This window comes from Haloarcula pelagica (genome assembly GCF_030127105.1).
Classification (GTDB): Archaea; Halobacteriota; Halobacteria; order Halobacteriales; family Haloarculaceae; genus Haloarcula; species Haloarcula pelagica.
The window spans coordinates 427,121-444,320 of record NZ_CP126162.1 but is presented as its reverse complement, the minus strand read 5'-3'; the positions used below and the strand labels follow the sequence as shown (position 1 = coordinate 444,320).

Here is a 17,200-nt window from a genome sequence, read left to right as displayed (position 1 = left end):
TACATCGATGGACGATACCAAGACAGATCGCAGTGTCAGGTATTCAAGTACTCCACGTCGACGACGACAGCTCCATGACCGAGCTCGCCGAGCTGATGCTCGGGCGTGCGGACGACCTCCAGGTGACGACGCGGACCGACCCCGAGGATATCCTGGCGGTGTTCGACCCCACGGAGTTCGACTGTGTCGTCAGTGACTACGATATGCCCCGGCTGGACGGACTAGAGCTGTACGAGGAACTCACAGAGCAGTTCCCTCATCCGGACTTCCCCTATATTCTGTTCACCGGTCGCGGCGGCGAGGAGGTCGCGAGCACGGCGCTCAACGCCGGCCTGACCGGCTACCTCCAGAAGGGCGGCACCGAACAGTGGGACCGACTACAAAACCGCATTCGGGAGGGCGTCCAGCGCTACCGTGCCACCCGCCGCGCCGACCGTTACGACACCGTGCTGAAAGCGCTCGGGTATCCGATCTACGTCGTCGACGAGACGGGACGGTTCAGGTGGGTCAACGACGAGCTCGCGGAGACGCTGGATCGCGACCGCGAGGACATCGTCGGGGAACCGACCGACTACATCAAGCCGCCGGAGGTCGTTGAGCGGGCCGAAGACGAGCTCGGTGACCTGCTCTCCTCGGCGGGACCGGACACGTCGCGGTTCCCGGCGACGCTGGTGACTGCCGACGGCGAGGAGATCGAGTTCCGCGACCACATGGCCGTCCTCCCGTACGAGGGCGAGGAGTTCAGGGGATCGGTCGGTATCCTGCGGCCGCTCGACGAGGATCGGTTACCCTGACCGAGTGGGACACACCGCGGGGTTGCACCGCCGACCGGTCAGACCCCTTCCGGCCGCCTGCGTTCGGTGAGGGCCGTGCGGGCGTGGACAGCGCCGGTGTACGTGACGTGGAGCAAGACGAGCAGGCCGACGGCGATCACCAGGAGACCGATCGGGGAGGTCGTGACGCCAAAGAGGAGGGCACCGACGGCGAGATCGACCGCAGCGAGGCCGACGGCACGGAGGGCGTGGAGGACGGTTGTCATCGTAGTTCGGCCTACTCACACCACACACCTAAAGGCGGCTGTCGCTCAAACCGTGACTGAGCGACCCTGTGAGCCACTCTCGGGAGAGGGCGTCACATACTCTTCGCTGCCCGCCGTAGCAGGCGTATGGAACACGTCTCCGCCGGCGACGCCACGGTTCCGGCGCTCGGGTTGGGAACGTTTCAGATGGACGAGCGGGAATGCCGTGAGGCCGTTCGGACGGCACTGGACCTGGGGTATCGCCACGTCGACACGGCCGAGTACTACGAGAACGAGGCAGCCGTCGGGGACGCCATCGCGGCGTCGCCGGTCGACAGGGACGACGTGTTCGTGACGACCAAGGTGTGGCGGTCGAACCTCCGCGCCGACGATGTCCGGCGCGCGGCCCGGGCGGGTCTGGACCGCCTGGGGTTCGACACCGTCGACCTGTTGCTGATCCACTGGCCCCACCCACGAGTCCCGGTCGAGGAGACGCTCGGTGCGATGGCCGACCTCCGTGCCGACGGCCTGGTCAGGCACCTCGGTGTCAGCAACTTCACCCGCAGACAGCTCGCCGACGCACGCACCGCCGTCGACGTACCGATCGTCACCGATCAGGTGGAGTACCACCCCTACAAGGACCAGCGCGAACTCCAGCAGTATTGTACGGAAAACGGGTTGGCGCTGACGGCGTACAGCCCGCTGGCACAGGGCGACGTGCTCGACGACGAGGTGCTCGCGTCGATCGGCGACCGGTACGACAAGCACCCGGCGCAGGTCGCACTCAGGTGGCTCGTCCAGCAGGAACAGGTCGTCGCGATTCCGAAAGCCCGGGGCCGCGACCACCTCGAAACGAACCTCGCCGTCTTCGACTTCGAACTGTCCCCCGCGGAGATGGATCGAATCCACGAACTGACCGGCAGCCTGGGCCGTCGCCTCCGGAACCGCCTCACGGGCATCGTTCGGTCGTTCCCGCTGTAGTGGCGGTCGCCGGACGGCGAGAGGTTTTATCACTGGTCACCCCTCCTTGTGTACGTATGGCAGATTCCGTCGATGTCGAGCGAGTCCCGTCGGGGACATCCGGCCTCGATACCGTGTTGCAGGGTGGCTTCCTCCGCGGACAGACAGCGATCGTCAACGGTGGCCCGGGGACCGGCAAGACGATTCTCGCGTTGCAGTTTCTGGCCGCCGGCGAGACGGGCCTGTACGTCGGATTCGAAGAGCGGGCGGACGACCTCCGCAGGAACGCCGCCGCGCTCGGGATCGATCTCTCGGGCGTCGTCATCCTGGATCTCAGCGAGCAGGGATCGCGGTTTTTCAGCGATCAGAGTTACTCCGTCCTGTCGCCCGGCCAGGCGGAGGGCGACGAACTCATCGGGCAGATCGCGGACGCGATCGACCAGGAGTCGCCCGACCGACTGGTGATCGACCCGCTGACCGAACTGCGCGCGCTGTTGCCCGACGACTATCAGTTCCGCCGGCACATCTCCTCGCTCGCCAACGCGCTCAAAGAGCGGTCGATCACCACGGTCTGTACCGCACAGGTGACCAGCGAGGCCGAAGAGCGGGACGTGCAGTTTCTCGGCGACGCGGCGATCGAGATTCGCCGGACCACGGACCACCGGAGCCTGGAAGTGACGAAGTTCCGTGGCTCGGGCTACGCCGGGGGCAGGCACACGTACCGGATCCGGTCGGAGACGGGCGGTCGGGTGTACCCGAAACTGGTCCCCGGCGATCACCAGCGGGAGGTCCCCCGCGAGCAGATCGGGTCGGGGATCGACGCGCTCGACAGCCTGCTCGGTGGCGGGGTACAGCGCGGTTCGGTGACGTTGATCTCCGGCCCGTCTGGGGTCGGGAAGACGACGCTGGCGACGGTGTTCCTGCGGGCGGCCGCCCAGCGGGGAGAGACACCACACGGGTTCCTGTTCGAGGAACTCGCGTCGGACTTTCGCTATCGGACCGAGCAACTGGGCATCGGGATCGATGAACTGGTCGAGTCGGGCGAGTTGCTGCTGACAGAGGTCGAGTCGCTGACCCGGAGCCCGGACGAGTTCGCCGACACGGTCAGGACAGCCGTCGAGGAGGACGGCGCGAGGATGGTAGTGATCGACGGCATCTCCGGCTACCGACTGGGGCTCCGCGGCGGCGATTCACAGGACCAACTCACCAGGGAACTCCACGCACTCTGTCGGTATCTCAAGCGGATGGGCGTGACGACGTTCCTGCTCGACGAGATCGGAACCGTCACGGGCGACCTGATGGCATCGGACGAGGCGATCAGTTACCTCGCGGACAACATCGTGTTTCTCCGGTACGTGGAACTGGACGGCGAGGTCCGGAAGGTCGTCGGGGTCCTGAAAAAGCGCTACGGGGCGTTCGAGCAGACGATCAGGGCGTTCGATCTCGGCCCCGACGGCATCGACGTTGGACCGCCGCTGGAGGGGTATCGCGGCGTGCTGACCGGCGTGCCCGAACGAGTCGACGAGGGAGACTGATGTCCGGTGACCGCTCGCCAAACTGGATCACGAGCGGTGATAGCGCGGGCGGCGCAGTCCCCCTTCCGGAGACGGCGGCGACAACGGTCACCCTCGCCGCTCCGGCGGGACGAGACCGGGACCTTTTGACCACGACGCTGTCGGCGTACGAGGTCCGACATCTGAGGGTGCCGTTCCGGACGCGACCGACATCTGCGTGGTCAGCGCCGAGGCGTTCCCGGAGTGTCGCGACCGCCTCCGCGAGTGGAAACGCGAGCAGCGGCCGACGATGGCGCCGGTCTTGCTGTTGGTCCCCGAGAGCGTCCCCGATCCCTGGTCCCGATACGGTGACTCGCTGGGGCGGGCGCTGGACGGGATCCTGACGATTCCGTCGTCGAAACGCGCCATCCGGGCCCGCGTCGACGGCCTCGTCGCGATCCGTCAGTACTCGCTCATCGCGTCACAGCGCTGGAAGCGCCTCGAACTGTACGGCCGGGCGATGGACAACGCCGACATCGGTATCAGCATCGCCGACGCACAGGCCGAGGACGAACACCTGATATACGTCAACCAGGGGTTCGTCGACATAACCGGCTACTCGCTGCCCGACGCCCTGGGTCGGAACTGTCGGTTCCTCCAGGGGGAGGGGACCGACGAATCGACGGTGGCCGAGATCCGGACGGCAATCGACGCCAGGGAATCGGTGTCGGTCGTCATCCGCAACTACCGGCGCGACGGCGAGGCGTTCTGGAACCAACTGGATATCGTGCCCGTCTACGACGACGCAGGGACGGTGACGCACTTCCTGGGGTTCCAGCAGGACGTGACCGAGCAGATCGAGCGGAAACGCCTGCTCGAACAGTACGAACACGTCTTCGAGTCGGTCAGCGACCCGGTCGTCGTGCTCCGTGCCGACACGACCGTGGTCCACGCGAACGCCGCGGCGACAGACGTGTTCGAGGTGGACTTTCGTGCGACGCCGACGACCGCGTTGACCGATATCCTCCCGTCGGAGCAGGCGTCGGTCGTCCGGCGTGCCTGCCGGGTCGTCGTCGAGACGGGGCGGACACAGGAACGGGAACTCACGCTCACGCTCCCGACCGGACAGTCCCGGACCTTCCAGGTGAAGTTCGAACACGAGTCGGTCTCGGACTCGGCGGGCGACCGGGTGATCGCGATCGCTCGCGACATCTCCGCGATCCGCGCACAGCAGGGACGCCTGACGGTGCTGGATCGAGTGCTCCGGCACAACTTCCGGAACAAGCTGACCGTGGTCTCCGGCCGTGCCGAACACGTCGCGGCCAACGCCGAGGAGATGGACCCGGCGTCGATCAGCGAGGCCGCGGAAGCGATCCAGACCGCCTCCGACGAACTGCTCGACACCGCCGACGCGGTGAGACAGTTCCATCTGGGCAGTGATCCGGACCAGTCGAGTGTCCCACTCGACGTGCCGACCCTCGTTCGGTCGGCAGTCGGGGACCTCCGGGCGGTGTACCCTGGCGTCGAGTTCACCGTGGCGGGCGCGCCCGCCGCGAGCGCGATCTGTCCCGCACAACTGGAACTGTGTCTCGAACAACTCGTCGAACACGCCGTCGGGAAGTGGGGTGCCCCGGCCGGGCAGGTCTCGTTGCAGGTCACCGACGAGCCGCCGAGCCCCTCCGTCGAACTGGCCGTGCGGTTCCCTGGGATGGCGTTCTCGGAGATCGAGCGCTCGGCACTGGACGCCGGCAGCGAGTCCCCCCTGGAACACACGCAGGGCATCCGGCTCTGGCTCGTCAAGTGGGCCGTCGAGAACGCCGGCGGCGGGCTCTCTGTCGAGAACACCGACGACGGTGGGGTCGTGACGTTGTACCTCCGGCGCAGTGTCGAAACGGATGGCTGACAGACACATTGACGGTGCTGCAGTGCTGGATTCCGAACGGACCATGGACGCGCGTCAGGCGGTCGTTCTGAGTCGTGACGAGCACTACGTCGACCGGACCCGTTCTCACCTCGGAGAAACCGAACTCGGGCGGGTCGAGACGGTCGACGCCGTCGGCGCCGCCGTGGATGTCGTCGCGCTGGACCTCGCGACGCTCGACCTCGAACCGTCGGTCGGCGTCGATGCGCTCGACGGTATCGGGGCGGTATTGCTGATCGCTGCTACCGAGACGGCACCCGAGACCGTCGTCGACGGCCTCGAAGCCGGTGCCACCGACTACGTGGAACGCGCGCCGCCACAGGGCGGACCGCCGCGTGTCGCGTCGGCGATCGAGCACACGGCCGGCGCGACCGAGACTCAACCGCCGTCGTTTGCCGACCGCTTCCGGGACGCACTGAGTGCCCGCCGACACGCGGACGCGCGGCTGTCTGCGGTCCTCGACTGTGTTCCGATCCCCGCGTTTCTCAAAGACGAGACGGGTCGGTACGTCGCCTGTAACGACGCGTTCGCGTCCTTCGTCGACCGGGACCGGGACGCGATCATCGGCAGTCGGACCGCGGAGTTCCAGCCGGAACTCGCCGAGGTCTGTGACGCGGCGGAGGCAGAACTGCTCGACGGCGGGGGCAGCGAACGACTGGAACTGACCGTCGAACTCGGCGGCGAACAGCGCGACGTTGTCGTGGAACGACACGGCTACAGCCGGGACGGCAACAGCGGGATCGTCGGCGCGATCCAGGACGTGACGGTCCAGCAGCGCCGCGAGGCCGAACTCCGCGAACAGACCCGGAACCTGGAGATCCTGAACCAGGTCACCCGCCACGACATCCGAAACGACATGCAGGTCATCCTCGGCATGGCCGACGTGTTGCACGGGTACGTCGACGACGAGGGGATGCAGTATCTGGACCGACTCGCAGAGAGCGGCCAGCACGTCGTCGACCTCACCCGGCAGGCACGGGACCTGACAGAGACGATGCTGTCGGGCCACGAGGAACTGACGACGGTCTCACTGCGGCCCGTGCTGGAAGCGCAGGTCGACGAGGTCGGGTCGGCCTACGACAGAGCGGTCGTCACCGTCGAGGAGACGCTCCCGGATACCGCGGTGGTCGCGGACGAACTCCTCTCCTCTGTCTTCCGGAACATCATCGCCAACGGGATCCAGCACAACGACTCCGAGGTCCCCAGAGTGACCGTCTCCGCGTCGACGGGCGAAGAGGTCGCCGAGGTGCGGATCGCCGACAACGGCCCTGGCGTCCCCGACGAGCGCAAGCAGGAAATCTTCGGTCGCGGCGAGAAGGGGCTGGAGAGTTCCGGCACTGGCCTGGGGCTGTATCTGGTCGACAACCTGGTCGAGAAGTACGGCGGCGAGGTCCGGGTCGTCGACGGCGACGAGGGTGCGGAGTTCGTCGTCGAACTCCCGCTGGCGACGGACATCACAGCCGACGAGCAGTGAGTCGCCGGCGCTACTCGCGGGCGGTGTGTCCAGGCGCCCCGCGAAGGGCGTCTGCACCCCACCGCAGGGCGCTTCCGAGGACGAACGGACCGACCCCGACGAGCAGTGCCATCGCAGCGTACCACCCGAGTGCGTCGGGACGGAAGAGGAAAGCCACGCGCTCGCCCAGTGAGTCCACGGAGACAGCACGGGAGACGTGATGACCGACGAGCGCCGCGGCGGTGACGGCCCAGCCGGCGAGGGCGCCGCCCCGACAGTAGCCGACGACGGCGGCCCCGAGCGCGCCGATCCACGCGGCGAACGCCGGGAGCCAGACGACGCCGCCCGAGACGGTCACGAGGCCGGAGGCGTAGCCGACAGCCGAGACAGCGAGCGCGGTGAGACCGACCAGCGGCCACAACAGCCTGGGCGTGACTGGCTGTGGAGTCCCGAGAAGGACCCGCCGGAGGGGAGTGGACATGTAGACGTGTCGCGACAGGAGAAACTTAGATGCTCTGGTGAGTCAAACGGCCGTTCCATCCACGGCAGAGACGACGGTACGGACGACCGTGGGGCCAGCGCCGCCGTGCGAACGACTCGGCACGGGGCGGGCTGGACGAGACACTCACCCAACTATTCAATACCTAGCTGATTCTACACGAACGTGGTGTTCCCAAATGACACTACTGGACGGCCGCGTCGCGGTCGTAACCGGCGGTAGCTCCGGTATCGGACGTGGAATCGCACGCGAATTCGCCGACTACGGGGCCGACGCCGTCGTGGTCGCCGACATCCGGGAGGGGCCAAAAGAAGACGGGACCCCGACCCACGAGTTGATCCGAGCGGAGACCGACGCCGACGCCACCTTCGTCGACTGTGACGTGACGGATCGGGCCGACCTGGCCGCGGCGATGGACGCGGCCGACGAGTTCGGCGGCGTCTCGGTGATGGTCAACAACGCCGGGATCTGGCAGCCCGAGGAGTTCCTCGACGTGAGCGACGACGACTACGAACGGACGATGGATATCAACCTCAAAGGGGCGTACGTCGGCGCCCAACTGGCCGCCGAACGGATGCTCGACGGCGACGGTGGCTCCATCATCAACATCTCCAGCATCGCGGGGCTGTTCGGCAACGGGAACTGGCCGACCTATTCGGCCTCGAAGGGCGGTCTGACGATGCTGACCTACTCGCTCGCCCACCGGTTCGGGAGCGAGGGCATCCGGGTCAACGCGATCCATCCCGGCGGGATCGAGACGATGATCGGCGGCGACAGCGGCGGCGATCCGGACCAGGCCGAGGCGTTCACCCAGCAGGTACCGCTGGGCCGGTACGGACAGCCCGAGGACATCGGGCGGGCGGCCGTGTTCCTGGCGAGCGATCTCGCCAGCTACGTCACCGGCGAGTCGCTGGTCGTCGACGGCGGCTGGACGAGCTGGCGGTAGCCGGCCTCATTCGGGGTCCGAGTCGGCGGCCGGGAGCGTCACTTCGACGGCGGCCCCGCCCCACGCCGACTCCCCGAGGCTGATCTCCCCACCGAAGTTGTCGACGAGCGTCGAGACGAGCGAGAGGCCACCGCCCTCGTCGGTCGTCTCGGGGTGTAACAGGTCCGCTCGCCGGTCCGGTGGGATACCTGATCCGTTGTCGGCGACCGCGATCCTGACGGTGTTCGGGCCGCTCACGACCGTCACGTCGACGCGTGGCTCGGCCGTGTCGTTGTGTTCGATCGCGTTCTCGACGAGGTTGTCGATCACCGACCGGACGCCGGCGTTGGCGGTGACGACCGCGCGCTCCGGGAGGTCGGACGTGACCGTCGCCCGGAAGGCCTCGTCGAACTGCTCGGTGATCTCGTGGACGATCGGGACGACATCGACGGCGTCGAGGTCGGGGTCGCTGAGGAGCGTGTCGGCGATCGCACGGCTCGTCTCGATGCGTGTCAGCGCCTCCATCGATTTCTCACGGACGACCGTCGGGTCGCCCGGGTCCGGCCCGGTTTCCCGCTGGGCCAGCAGGTCGGCGTGCCCGTGGATCACGTTCAGATCGTTCCGGAGATCGTGTCGGATGAGTTCGTTGACGAAGCCCAGCGCGTTTCTGGCGGTGGTGGCGCGCCGAGCGCTCGCCCGGGCACGGGCGTTGTAGTACCCGCCGACGAAGCCGGCGACGCCGCCGGCCTCGGCCGCGATCAGCAGCGAGAAGCCGGGTTCGGAGACGGGCCGTCCTCGGCGAGCCTGATGCCGAACGTCGCCGCGATGACGGCCACGAACAGCACGAGGCTGGCGAAACACCAGACACACACCGTCCAGCGCTCCTGGTGGTCGAGATCGGTCGTCGACAGCCAGTGGCCGGCGTACATCAACCCGACGGCCGCGGGAACGTCCAGCATCAGCGCGGCGATCGGAGCGAGAACCGAATCGACGACGAGCAGTTCCGTGATGTGGTGGACGATCGCGGCGACGAACAGCAGCGTTCCGACCCCAGTAATGAGGGTCGGGGAGTGCGATCGGACGCCGCTGGAAGACATGTTTCAGGCCATAAGTCAATCCTGCTTAGGTGTTCCGGTACCGCCTCACGTCCCACCCGACGACTCGGCAGTGATCCCGTCGTCGACGAAGCGATCACTGATGTCGGTGTCAGGGATCATACACTGGTCTTTTCGGCCGAACCACTGGTAGCGATGGGCCGCGACGAAGTCGTAGACGGTGTCGCTGATCGAGGCGGGGACGAGCCGACCGACGGCAGCGAGTCGGTACGGCCACCCGAGCAGTTCGGCGACTCTGATGACGGCGCGTGACTTGGTGTACACGTCGGGACCATCGACCAGCACCACCGACCCCAGGGACTCCGTCGGGAGACCGTGTGCCGCTCGCACCCGCTGTCCGTAGTCGGACTGCAGCGACGCGAACTTGAGCCGCCCTTCGGGGTCCCGCGGGACGATGGTCTGGACCAGCCCGTGACAGAGGTTACAGACCCCGTCGAACAGCAGGACCGGGCCGTGGTCCTCGTAGCCCGGCCCGAGCGTCGGTTGGTCGGTTGTCCGGGAGATACCGTCTAGTTGGTCGTTCGAACTCTTTACTCCGGCGGTCTCCACCCGAGCGACGACACCCGACGGCTACCTGCGGGCGGCGGCTGTCCCCTCGAGACGACGACGGTAGTGTCATGCTGTTCACACCGAGTCGTCGTTTTCGCCAGCGGGTCGTCGACTGGCCCCCCGTTTCTCGGGGGCATCACCTTGCCGACGGTATTCCGGGCTTTCCGGGGAGTAATCGACCCGTTTCTACCGGCCGGTTCGGTACGTCGAGCCTATCGTTGCGATGCCTGTGTATACTATTCAGTCGCCGTCGAGAACACGGAATTGGCCCGGCCGAGACGGCCAGTGCGGTGTTCAACGTCATGACAGATACCAATTCACCCAGTACAGACCTCGGAGACCGGGAATTACTGAAGCGGCTACTGGCCCGCGGATTCGACCGCCGGACCGTGTTGCGGGCACTCGGCTTCGGCGCGATGGCGGCCGCTGGGACCGGTGCTGCGACGGCCCGGCACGACGGCGGCCATCCGCCACAGATCGACCCGTACTACGGTTATTCCGAGCCGTCGCTGGAGAAGCTCCCGGGGAGTCTCCAACCGGATGCCACCGTCGGACTCCACATCCACCCCGAGGCGTTGGAAGACGGCGATCCGACGACGATCCCGTTTCACTTCTCGCCGACCGGGCTCCGTATCGAGGAAGGAGATATCGTCCAGTTCGACTTTCAGACACCGGAACACACGGTCACGGCGTATCACGAGAACCAGGGGCGCCAGCAGCGAGTCCCCGACGACGTTCCGCCGCTCTCCTCACCGGTGATCGGCGCCGGCGGCAGCTGGCTCTATCAGTTCGACAGTCCAGGGACGTACGACCTGTTCTGTGCGCCACACGAGTTCTTCGGGATGGTCATGCGGATCGTCGTCGGCGACCCGGACAGCTCCGAGTACGACGGGGATTTCGGACCGGCAGGCCCACAGGGACCCAGACCACCCGTCTCGGGGCCGGCTCTCGCGGGACTGGGAATCACCACGTTCCCGTTCCCCACGGCACAGGACGTGTTCGAGACCGGCGCACTCTCCGTCGAGAACATCGACGCGCAGGGGACGGTGAGTGTCGAAGCGGTCGAGGACGACCTCTGATCCTGCGCTCGGGACGCCGGGGGCGAAGCCCGGCGTCCGTTCTCCGGCCGCTCTCGTGTGCCAGCTAGCGGAGTGCTCTGGAACCACGACCCCGTTAGTCGAATTATACTGTATAGCTATTATCTTGTCGGCGGAGACTATCGAGGGAGCGGGAGCCAGCAGCGGTAACCACCCTCCGGTAACTGCGGGCATCAGAGACGGCGGTATCGGACCGACGCGGGCTGCGGCGACAGGAGCGGGTGTCCCGCCCCGGACGGGTCGGGCGAAGCGTGTCCCCACCGTGGACCGTCAGGGCAAAAGTGTGTGACACCACGCGTCCGCGACAGGCGGGGCGTACTCCGTGGCAACTGCGACTTACGGAATCGACCCAGGTGATGGCGCGTGGTTACTGTCCGGTACTCCCGGCCGAACCGTCCGCGCGGGACTGGCCGGCTACCCGTGGCACCGAGTAACGGCTGTATATCTATTACCGACCGCCGTCCAGCGAAACCGAGACCGATGAGCGATACACGTCGCCGGTGTCCACTCTGTACGTTCAGGAGCGACGAACAGACCGTCTACCGACACCTCCAGACCGCGCACCTGAAAAGCGAATTGAGCAGCAAACTGCTGGAGCTGTCCCACACCGAAGCCGACTGGTTGGGAGAGCAGTTCGTCCAGTCCGAGACGACGGATTGATCCGCTGGGCGGCAGGCAGGGGGGGACAGCCTCCCGACGCAGTACCCACGCGGACCGCCAGTGATCCGGTTCTCCGTCGGACTGCAGAGCGGGCAGTGCGCCCCGGGACGAGGAGCGGCGTCTGTCTCACCGAACGCTACTCGCCCCCGTCGCCGCCACCGCCGCCACCGTCGAACCCGCCGACCCCACCACCGTCGTCGTAGCCGCCACCGACGTGTCCACTTCCTCCAGAATCACCCGTCACCACGAAGACGACCGAGAGGACAGCCAGAAGCGCCGCGACCACGACTCTGTCGGGGCTAGCGAGAACGAACGAGATGGCTTCCGGGGGCGTGACACCGCCGGCCGTCAGTGCCTGCAACGCGGCCTGGTCGCGCCACTGGAGGTACAACACCATGCCGAAAAACTCCACCATCCCGCCGACGAAGACGAGCGAGAACAGAAAGCCCACGACGCGGAAGGGGAGTTTCACCAGTTTGAGACTCACCGTCGACGCCCCCGAGATCGGCGGACGGCTGTCGGCTGCCCCGGACGCCCCCGTCCGGTGATCGGTACGTGCTGCACCGGTTTCCCACTGTGTTCGGGTGCTACCATGCCACATTATCTCACACACTGACACGAAAAGGTATCGCCCGCACGAGGTATCAACCGAGCCGGTAACACTCGTGCCAGCAGGAACTCAAGTAGTTCGACGCCGTACTATCGCGTCATGCCCGACCCGACACCAGGGATTCACCACGTGACCTGTATCGCCGCCGACCCACAGCGGAACATGGACTTCTGGGCAGAGACCCTCGGTCTCCGCCTGGTCAAGCGGTCGATCAACCAGGACGACGACGGAACCTACCACTTCTTCTTCGCGGACGCCGAGGGGACGCCCGGGACGAGCATGACGTTTTTCCCCTGGGAAGACCTCTCGCAGGGGAAAGTCGGCTCCGGACAGGTCTCACGGACCGCGTTCCGCGTTCCCGAGGGGAGCCTGGACTACTGGGAGGATCGGTTCGACGACTACGGGGTCGACTACGACGACCGGATCGAGCGCTTCGGCGAGACCGTCCTGCCGTTTTCGGACCCGGACGGCCTGCCCGTCGAACTGGTGGCGGTCGAGATTCCCGAGGACGACCCCACGGTACCGTGGACCGAGTTCGTTCCCGAGGAACACGCGATCCGGGGCTTTCACTCCGTGACGCTCTGGCTCGCGGACCCGGACCCGACCGAGGACCTGCTCGACACGATGGGGTTCGAGCGGGTCGGGACGGAGGCGTCACAGGGCGACACACCGGGCGACGAGCGGACCCGCTTCGCCGCCGAAGGGCCGGTCGGCACGTACGTCGACGTGCTCCCGACCATCGAGAGCGGGCGGCAGGGCCACGGGACGGTCCACCACGTCGCGTTCCAGACGCCGACCGACGACCACCAGATGGAGATGCGGGCGGCGGTCCGATCGCTGGGCCTGCGGCCGACACAGCAGATCGATCGCCACTGGTTCCGGTCGGTGTACTTCCGGGAGTTCGGCGGCGTCCTCTTCGAACTCGCGACGAGCGGCCCCGGCTACACGAGCGACGAACCGCTCTCGGAACTGGGCGAACGGTTCGTCCTCCCCGGCAGTTTCGGGGACCGACGGGACGAGATCGAAGCGGGCTTACCGCCCGTCACCGTCCCGCGCGCCGAACAGCCCGACGCGGCGGAGTGAACTGGTCGACTGCCGCTTCGCTCCCGCTGTAACCGCTAGCTAACCGTACGACCGAACGGCGAGAACACTTCGATAACGGTGTGTCCGCGTCGTCCCGGTCGTTACTCCGAATACCCCTCTTGGAGGAACGTCCCTTCCGTCTCGTACATCGAGACCAGTTCCGTGATGAGCTCCTCGTAGGTCTCGTCCTCGTCGAGGTGGCGGTCCAGGCGGTCCCTGAGTTCGTCGCTGATCTCTATCGTGTGAGCCATTGTCACTCCCAGTTGTTACTGACGCGACACGACTACAAATATCGCTCGGTCACTCAGAGGGACAGCCGGTGGCCACGAGGGCGACCACACAGCGGCGATACATCTACGTCGGTCGGCCGCGACCACCCAATATGGCAGCGTCCGAGCGCATCGCGATCCTGGGCGGTACGTTCACGCCGATCCACAACGGCCACCGAGCGTTACTCCACAAGGCGTTTCAGACGGCGAGTCACGACGGCGCCGGCGACGGCCACGTCGTCGTCGGGCTGACGGGGACGGAACTGGCGGCGGAGACGCGGAGCGACCCGGGCCACGCCGAGCTGCTCGGCTCTTTCGAGGAGCGTTACGACGCCCTGGAGGCGGAACTCGATCGGATCGGTGCCGCCTACAGCAGTTCGTTCCGGATCCTCGAACTGGCGACGCCGCTGGGCCCGGCGGCGACGCGCGAGGACCTCGACGCGTTGATCGTCTCGCCGGAAGCGAAGGCCCAGCGCCGGGCCTACGAACTCAACCAACAGCGGACCGGGAACGGGCTCGCCCCGCTGGAGATCCACACGCCACCGTTTATCGTCGCCGAGGACGGGCGACGGATCAGCAGCACCCGGGTCCGGAACGGGGAGATCGACGTGCACGGGCGGCTGCTGTCCGAGTGAGGACCGCCCGGGCACGCGCTGTCGGCGGGGCGTCACACCCCGCTACTCGACGCCGATCCCGCCCTTCATGCCCAGCGCGAAGTGGGGTTCACAGTGATACAGCGCGATACCGGCCTGGTCCATCGTGCGCGTGTACTTGACTCCGGACCCTCCCTCGGCTTCGCCGGAACTGAACTCGTAGTCCGACTCCCCGAGTTGCTCCTCGGGGAGCGCTTCGACGTTGTGCGGGTTCCCCTCGCCGGTCCAGTTCCACCGGATTTCCGTGCCGGTCGAGACGACCAGCGCCGAGGGCGCGTACGCGAAGTTCCCCCCGTTGCCCTCGGTCCCAACGTCGACGGTCACCGTGTCCTGGCCGCGCCTGTCGGTAAAGGTCCCGTCGTAGGTCTCGTCGGCCCCGCCGATTTCGGTCTCGGTGAGCCACTGGTCGATCAGGGGGTAGTCGTCCGGGCCAGGCGCGCCGTCGCCGCCGTCACCGCCGTCGCCGCCACAGCCCGCAGCGAGACAGGCGAGAGCGGTCGCCGCGGTCAGATACCGCCGTCTGGTCGGATGCGTCGCCATACGGACAGTCGCGCGTCCAGTGCCGTAGTTAGCCGTCGCTTTCTCCCGCCGGACGCCCACAAAGCACTACGTTCGGCTCAGTGTGGTATATATCCCTCATAGCAACGAACTACCTCGTCGTCACTGAACGACGAACCGTACCGAGTGCGGACACCGCGATCACCACTACACGGCGGTTCGATCGACCACGCCCCCATGCCACGAACGACCCACCACCGACTCGACGATGCGATCGAGATACTGGACCGTGAAATCGAGTACGTGACCGACGAACGTCGCGCGTTTCGCCGGTTCACGAGCCACGTGCGGGACCGAGAACCGGAGCCGGCGGCCGTCCGAACCACGGGCGGCGGCGATACACTGGCCGTCTCGGCCGGCGGCCACCAGGTGCAGTCCAAGGGTCTCCAGTCGGTCACGGAGACCTACGCGGAGACAGTGATGGCGGTACCACACTACGACGAGGTGTACGGGGAGGGGCTGGCGGAGAATCTGCGCGCGGAGTTCGGCGCGGAGATCGCGACACAGATCGTCGACGGACAGCAGTTGACGCCGGTGCTTCGGGAGACGATCGTCGCGGCCGGAGCGCGCGCGACGACCGAGCGCGAGGAGTTCGGCGCGACGCTGGAGACGGAACGGGACTCGCTCGTGCGAATCCGGGACCGGCTCTCGGAGATCGAGTCCCGGACCGCCGAACTCGGCGAGGCGATCGGGGCGGGGGCCACGAGCAGCGAACTCGGGGAGTACGACGCCGAGCTCACACGACTCGAATCGGCGTGTGAACGACTCGCCACCCGACGCCAGCGGCTCCTCCACCGGCGCTCCGGGAGCCCGCTGGCCGGCGTCGACGCCGACAGCCTGATCGGCTTTCTCTACGGCGACCGCGCGGTGACCTGTCCGGCACTGACCGAGATCACCGACTGTCTCGGCACGATCCGGGGACAGCGCGAACGGTGTCTGCGGTGAGTCCGGGGCTGTGGTGAGGCGGGTCGGTCCGCGGCTTCTGCTGGCGGTGACACTGGCAGTCCTCGCCGGCTGTCCCGGGCTCGCGTCGCCGGGACCGTCCCCGCCGCCGGCGACGCCGGCCCCCGTCCCGGACCAGCCAGCGCCGCTCGCTCCGGGCGTCCCGGCATCCGCAGCAACCGGACCTGCCCCTCAGACCATCGATAGGGCAGCGGTGCGCCGTGCCGACGCGAGGCGTCTCGACGATCGGAGTTACACCGTCACGCAGACGGCCATCCTCGCCGGCCCCAACCGCTCGCTTCACATCCGGTGGCAGCGCCACGTGACACCCGAAGGGCGCGTCAAGCAGTCGTTCCGCGCCGACGGCGCCGGACCGCTCACGCCGACGGTCACCCGCAGCGACCTCTGGGGGAAGGAGTCCCGGTACTGGGTCCGTTCGACGCTGGCAAACGGACACGTAAGTACCGTTCCACAGCCCGAACGACCGGCGATCCACACCCTCGCTGCCGCACGGCCCAGCGGTTATCTCGCCGCGGCGACGTACGATATCAACCGCCGATCCGGGGGCGGTGCGGTTCTAGTGTCGACCGGTCGGGTTCGGTTCCCACGCCGGCCGCTACCGGTCGCGACTGCCACTCCCCGCAACGCCTCCGTGCGGCTACTGGTGACGGCCGACGGCGTCGTCGAGTCGCTGCTGGTGCGGTACGACACGAGCGTCGGCGACCGACAGGTGCAGGTCAGTATCAGTCAACAGGTCACGGCCATCGGGAACACTACCGTCTCGCGCCCGGCGTGGGCCGGCGACGGCTCGCCACAGGAGCCGTGACCGGGCTCAGCCGTTCGAGAGCTGGACCGAGCCGAGCCGGATGGAGTACGTCTCCGTCTCGGCCCCGTCAGCGGTCCGGTCGACCGCCGTGACGGCGACCGTCTCGGGCTGGTGGCCCGTCGGGAGGACCCACGCGCCGGTGACGGTCCCGTTCCCGCCGGCGGCGACGGTCCCGGTCGTCGCGCCGCCGGCGACCGTCTCGCCGTCCCTCGTGTGGACCTCGCCCAGTCGAAGCTCGTAGGGGTGATCGGTTGGGTTCGAGACGGCCACCGTCAGGACGAACCGCCAGCCGTCCTCACCGGTGACGACAGCGGCGCGATCGATCCGCTCGACTGCCGGCGTCGCGGGCAGGACTTCGTCGCCGACGCTGGCCCCCTCGATCTCGGCCGTCGGCGTCGCCGTCGCTGTCGCGGCGCCACCGGCGTCGCCGCCGACCCCCAGCAGCGAATGACTGAGCAGACTCCCGAAGGTCGCCACCTCGATGAGAATCGGGAGCGCGATCGCCAGGACGATCAGTGTCCGGACCAGCGTCGTCTGTTCGGGGCCGTCGATGTCGTCGAACATGGGTA

Annotated in this window: 20 protein-coding genes and 1 pseudogene; 12 read left to right on the top strand and 9 right to left on the bottom strand. The window is 67.3% G+C overall.

Annotation, left to right across the window (positions count from 1 at the left end):
• Window positions 1–32: 32 nt before the first annotated feature.
• Window positions 33–794, top strand: coding sequence for an ATP-binding response regulator (locus tag P1L40_RS20895; RefSeq protein ID WP_284011316.1), 762 nt, complete (start codon window positions 33–35; stop codon window positions 792–794).
• A gap of 38 nt (window positions 795–832) precedes the next feature.
• On the opposite strand, the gene P1L40_RS20890 is transcribed toward P1L40_RS20895, so the two are convergent.
• Window positions 833–1,039 (bottom strand): hypothetical protein, encoded by a 207-nt coding sequence (locus tag P1L40_RS20890; protein WP_284011315.1) that lies wholly within the window; start codon window positions 1,037–1,039, stop codon window positions 833–835.
• A gap of 126 nt (window positions 1,040–1,165) precedes the next feature.
• Here P1L40_RS20890 and P1L40_RS20885 point away from each other — a divergent pair, with 126 nt between their 5' ends.
• From P1L40_RS20885 to P1L40_RS20870, 4 genes are all read left to right on the top strand, one after another.
• Complete coding sequence (locus P1L40_RS20885; RefSeq protein WP_284011314.1) at window positions 1,166–1,999, top strand: aldo/keto reductase; 834 nt, start codon at window positions 1,166–1,168, stop codon at window positions 1,997–1,999.
• A gap of 56 nt (window positions 2,000–2,055) precedes the next feature.
• Complete coding sequence (locus P1L40_RS20880) at window positions 2,056–3,513, top strand: ATPase domain-containing protein (RefSeq protein ID WP_284011313.1); 1,458 nt, start codon at window positions 2,056–2,058, stop codon at window positions 3,511–3,513.
• Between the two features lie 196 nt (window positions 3,514–3,709).
• Window positions 3,710–5,374, top strand: a complete 1,665-nt coding sequence (locus P1L40_RS20875) for a PAS domain-containing protein (RefSeq protein WP_284011312.1) — start codon at window positions 3,710–3,712, stop codon at window positions 5,372–5,374.
• On the top strand, window positions 5,367–6,866 hold the full coding sequence (locus tag P1L40_RS20870; RefSeq protein ID WP_284011311.1) for an ATP-binding protein: 1,500 nt from the start codon (window positions 5,367–5,369) through the stop codon (window positions 6,864–6,866). The genes P1L40_RS20875 and P1L40_RS20870 overlap by 8 nt, the downstream gene beginning before the upstream one ends.
• A gap of 10 nt (window positions 6,867–6,876) precedes the next feature.
• Here the strand turns inward: P1L40_RS20870 and P1L40_RS20865 are convergent, their stop codons facing one another.
• On the bottom strand, window positions 6,877–7,326 hold the full coding sequence (locus P1L40_RS20865) for a hypothetical protein (RefSeq protein WP_284011310.1): 450 nt from the start codon (window positions 7,324–7,326) through the stop codon (window positions 6,877–6,879).
• A gap of 196 nt (window positions 7,327–7,522) precedes the next feature.
• Here P1L40_RS20865 and P1L40_RS20860 point away from each other — a divergent pair, with 196 nt between their 5' ends.
• Window positions 7,523–8,290 carry an SDR family NAD(P)-dependent oxidoreductase gene (locus tag P1L40_RS20860; RefSeq protein WP_284011309.1) on the top strand — a complete coding sequence of 256 codons (768 nt, stop codon included), beginning with the start codon at window positions 7,523–7,525 and terminating at the stop codon, window positions 8,288–8,290.
• A 6-nt stretch (window positions 8,291–8,296) separates the two neighbouring features.
• Here the strand turns inward: P1L40_RS20860 and P1L40_RS23615 are convergent, their stop codons facing one another.
• The 3 genes and pseudogenes from P1L40_RS23615 to P1L40_RS20845 all read right to left on the bottom strand — a co-directional run bounded on the left by P1L40_RS23615 (window position 8,297) and on the right by P1L40_RS20845 (window position 9,888).
• Window positions 8,297–8,794, bottom strand: coding sequence for a sensor histidine kinase (locus P1L40_RS23615; protein ID WP_379776727.1), 498 nt, complete (start codon window positions 8,792–8,794; stop codon window positions 8,297–8,299).
• Between the two features lie 213 nt (window positions 8,795–9,007).
• A pseudogene (locus P1L40_RS20850) lies at window positions 9,008–9,366 on the bottom strand (hypothetical protein); the annotation flags it as partial.
• 45 nt (window positions 9,367–9,411) lie between these two features.
• A complete protein-coding gene (locus P1L40_RS20845) occupies window positions 9,412–9,888 on the bottom strand; it encodes a thiol-disulfide oxidoreductase DCC family protein (RefSeq protein ID WP_284011556.1) in 477 nt (158 codons plus the stop codon).
• Window positions 9,889–10,235: 347 nt separating this feature from the next.
• Here P1L40_RS20845 and P1L40_RS20840 point away from each other — a divergent pair, with 347 nt between their 5' ends.
• Both P1L40_RS20840 and P1L40_RS20835 read left to right on the top strand, forming a co-directional pair.
• Window positions 10,236–11,012: a cupredoxin domain-containing protein gene (locus tag P1L40_RS20840; RefSeq protein ID WP_284011306.1), complete on the top strand. Its 777-nt coding sequence runs from the start codon at window positions 10,236–10,238 to the stop codon at window positions 11,010–11,012.
• Window positions 11,013–11,510: 498 nt separating this feature from the next.
• A complete protein-coding gene (locus tag P1L40_RS20835; protein WP_284011305.1) occupies window positions 11,511–11,690 on the top strand; it encodes a hypothetical protein in 180 nt (59 codons plus the stop codon).
• 136 nt (window positions 11,691–11,826) lie between these two features.
• Here the strand turns inward: P1L40_RS20835 and P1L40_RS20830 are convergent, their stop codons facing one another.
• Window positions 11,827–12,177: a hypothetical protein gene (locus tag P1L40_RS20830; RefSeq protein WP_284011304.1), complete on the bottom strand. Its 351-nt coding sequence runs from the start codon at window positions 12,175–12,177 to the stop codon at window positions 11,827–11,829.
• A gap of 222 nt (window positions 12,178–12,399) precedes the next feature.
• On the opposite strand from P1L40_RS20830, the gene P1L40_RS20825 reads away from it, so the two are divergent.
• On the top strand, window positions 12,400–13,383 hold the full coding sequence (locus P1L40_RS20825) for a ring-cleaving dioxygenase (protein WP_284011303.1): 984 nt from the start codon (window positions 12,400–12,402) through the stop codon (window positions 13,381–13,383).
• Window positions 13,384–13,484: 101 nt separating this feature from the next.
• Here P1L40_RS20825 and P1L40_RS20820 read toward each other — a convergent pair whose 3' ends face one another.
• Window positions 13,485–13,634: a DUF7557 family protein gene (locus tag P1L40_RS20820; RefSeq protein ID WP_284011302.1), complete on the bottom strand. Its 150-nt coding sequence runs from the start codon at window positions 13,632–13,634 to the stop codon at window positions 13,485–13,487.
• A gap of 131 nt (window positions 13,635–13,765) precedes the next feature.
• Between P1L40_RS20820 and P1L40_RS20815 the strand changes: the two genes are divergently transcribed.
• The gene (locus tag P1L40_RS20815) at window positions 13,766–14,287 is read left to right on the top strand and encodes a phosphopantetheine adenylyltransferase (protein WP_284011301.1); all 522 of its coding nucleotides are present in this window, start codon (window positions 13,766–13,768) and stop codon (window positions 14,285–14,287) included.
• A gap of 42 nt (window positions 14,288–14,329) precedes the next feature.
• Here P1L40_RS20815 and P1L40_RS20810 read toward each other — a convergent pair whose 3' ends face one another.
• The gene (locus tag P1L40_RS20810) at window positions 14,330–14,845 is read right to left on the bottom strand and encodes a halocyanin domain-containing protein (protein WP_284011300.1); all 516 of its coding nucleotides are present in this window, start codon (window positions 14,843–14,845) and stop codon (window positions 14,330–14,332) included.
• Window positions 14,846–15,040: 195 nt separating this feature from the next.
• Here P1L40_RS20810 and P1L40_RS20805 point away from each other — a divergent pair, with 195 nt between their 5' ends.
• Entirely contained in the window at window positions 15,041–15,808 is a 768-nt protein-coding gene (locus P1L40_RS20805; RefSeq protein ID WP_284011299.1) for a DUF7260 family protein, read from the top strand.
• A 10-nt stretch (window positions 15,809–15,818) separates the two neighbouring features.
• Window positions 15,819–16,631 carry a hypothetical protein gene (locus P1L40_RS20800; protein WP_284011298.1) on the top strand — a complete coding sequence of 271 codons (813 nt, stop codon included), beginning with the start codon at window positions 15,819–15,821 and terminating at the stop codon, window positions 16,629–16,631.
• Window positions 16,632–16,637: 6 nt separating this feature from the next.
• Here P1L40_RS20800 and P1L40_RS20795 read toward each other — a convergent pair whose 3' ends face one another.
• On the bottom strand, window positions 16,638–17,195 hold the full coding sequence (locus tag P1L40_RS20795) for a hypothetical protein (protein ID WP_284011297.1): 558 nt from the start codon (window positions 17,193–17,195) through the stop codon (window positions 16,638–16,640).
• Window positions 17,196–17,200 lie beyond the last annotated feature (5 nt).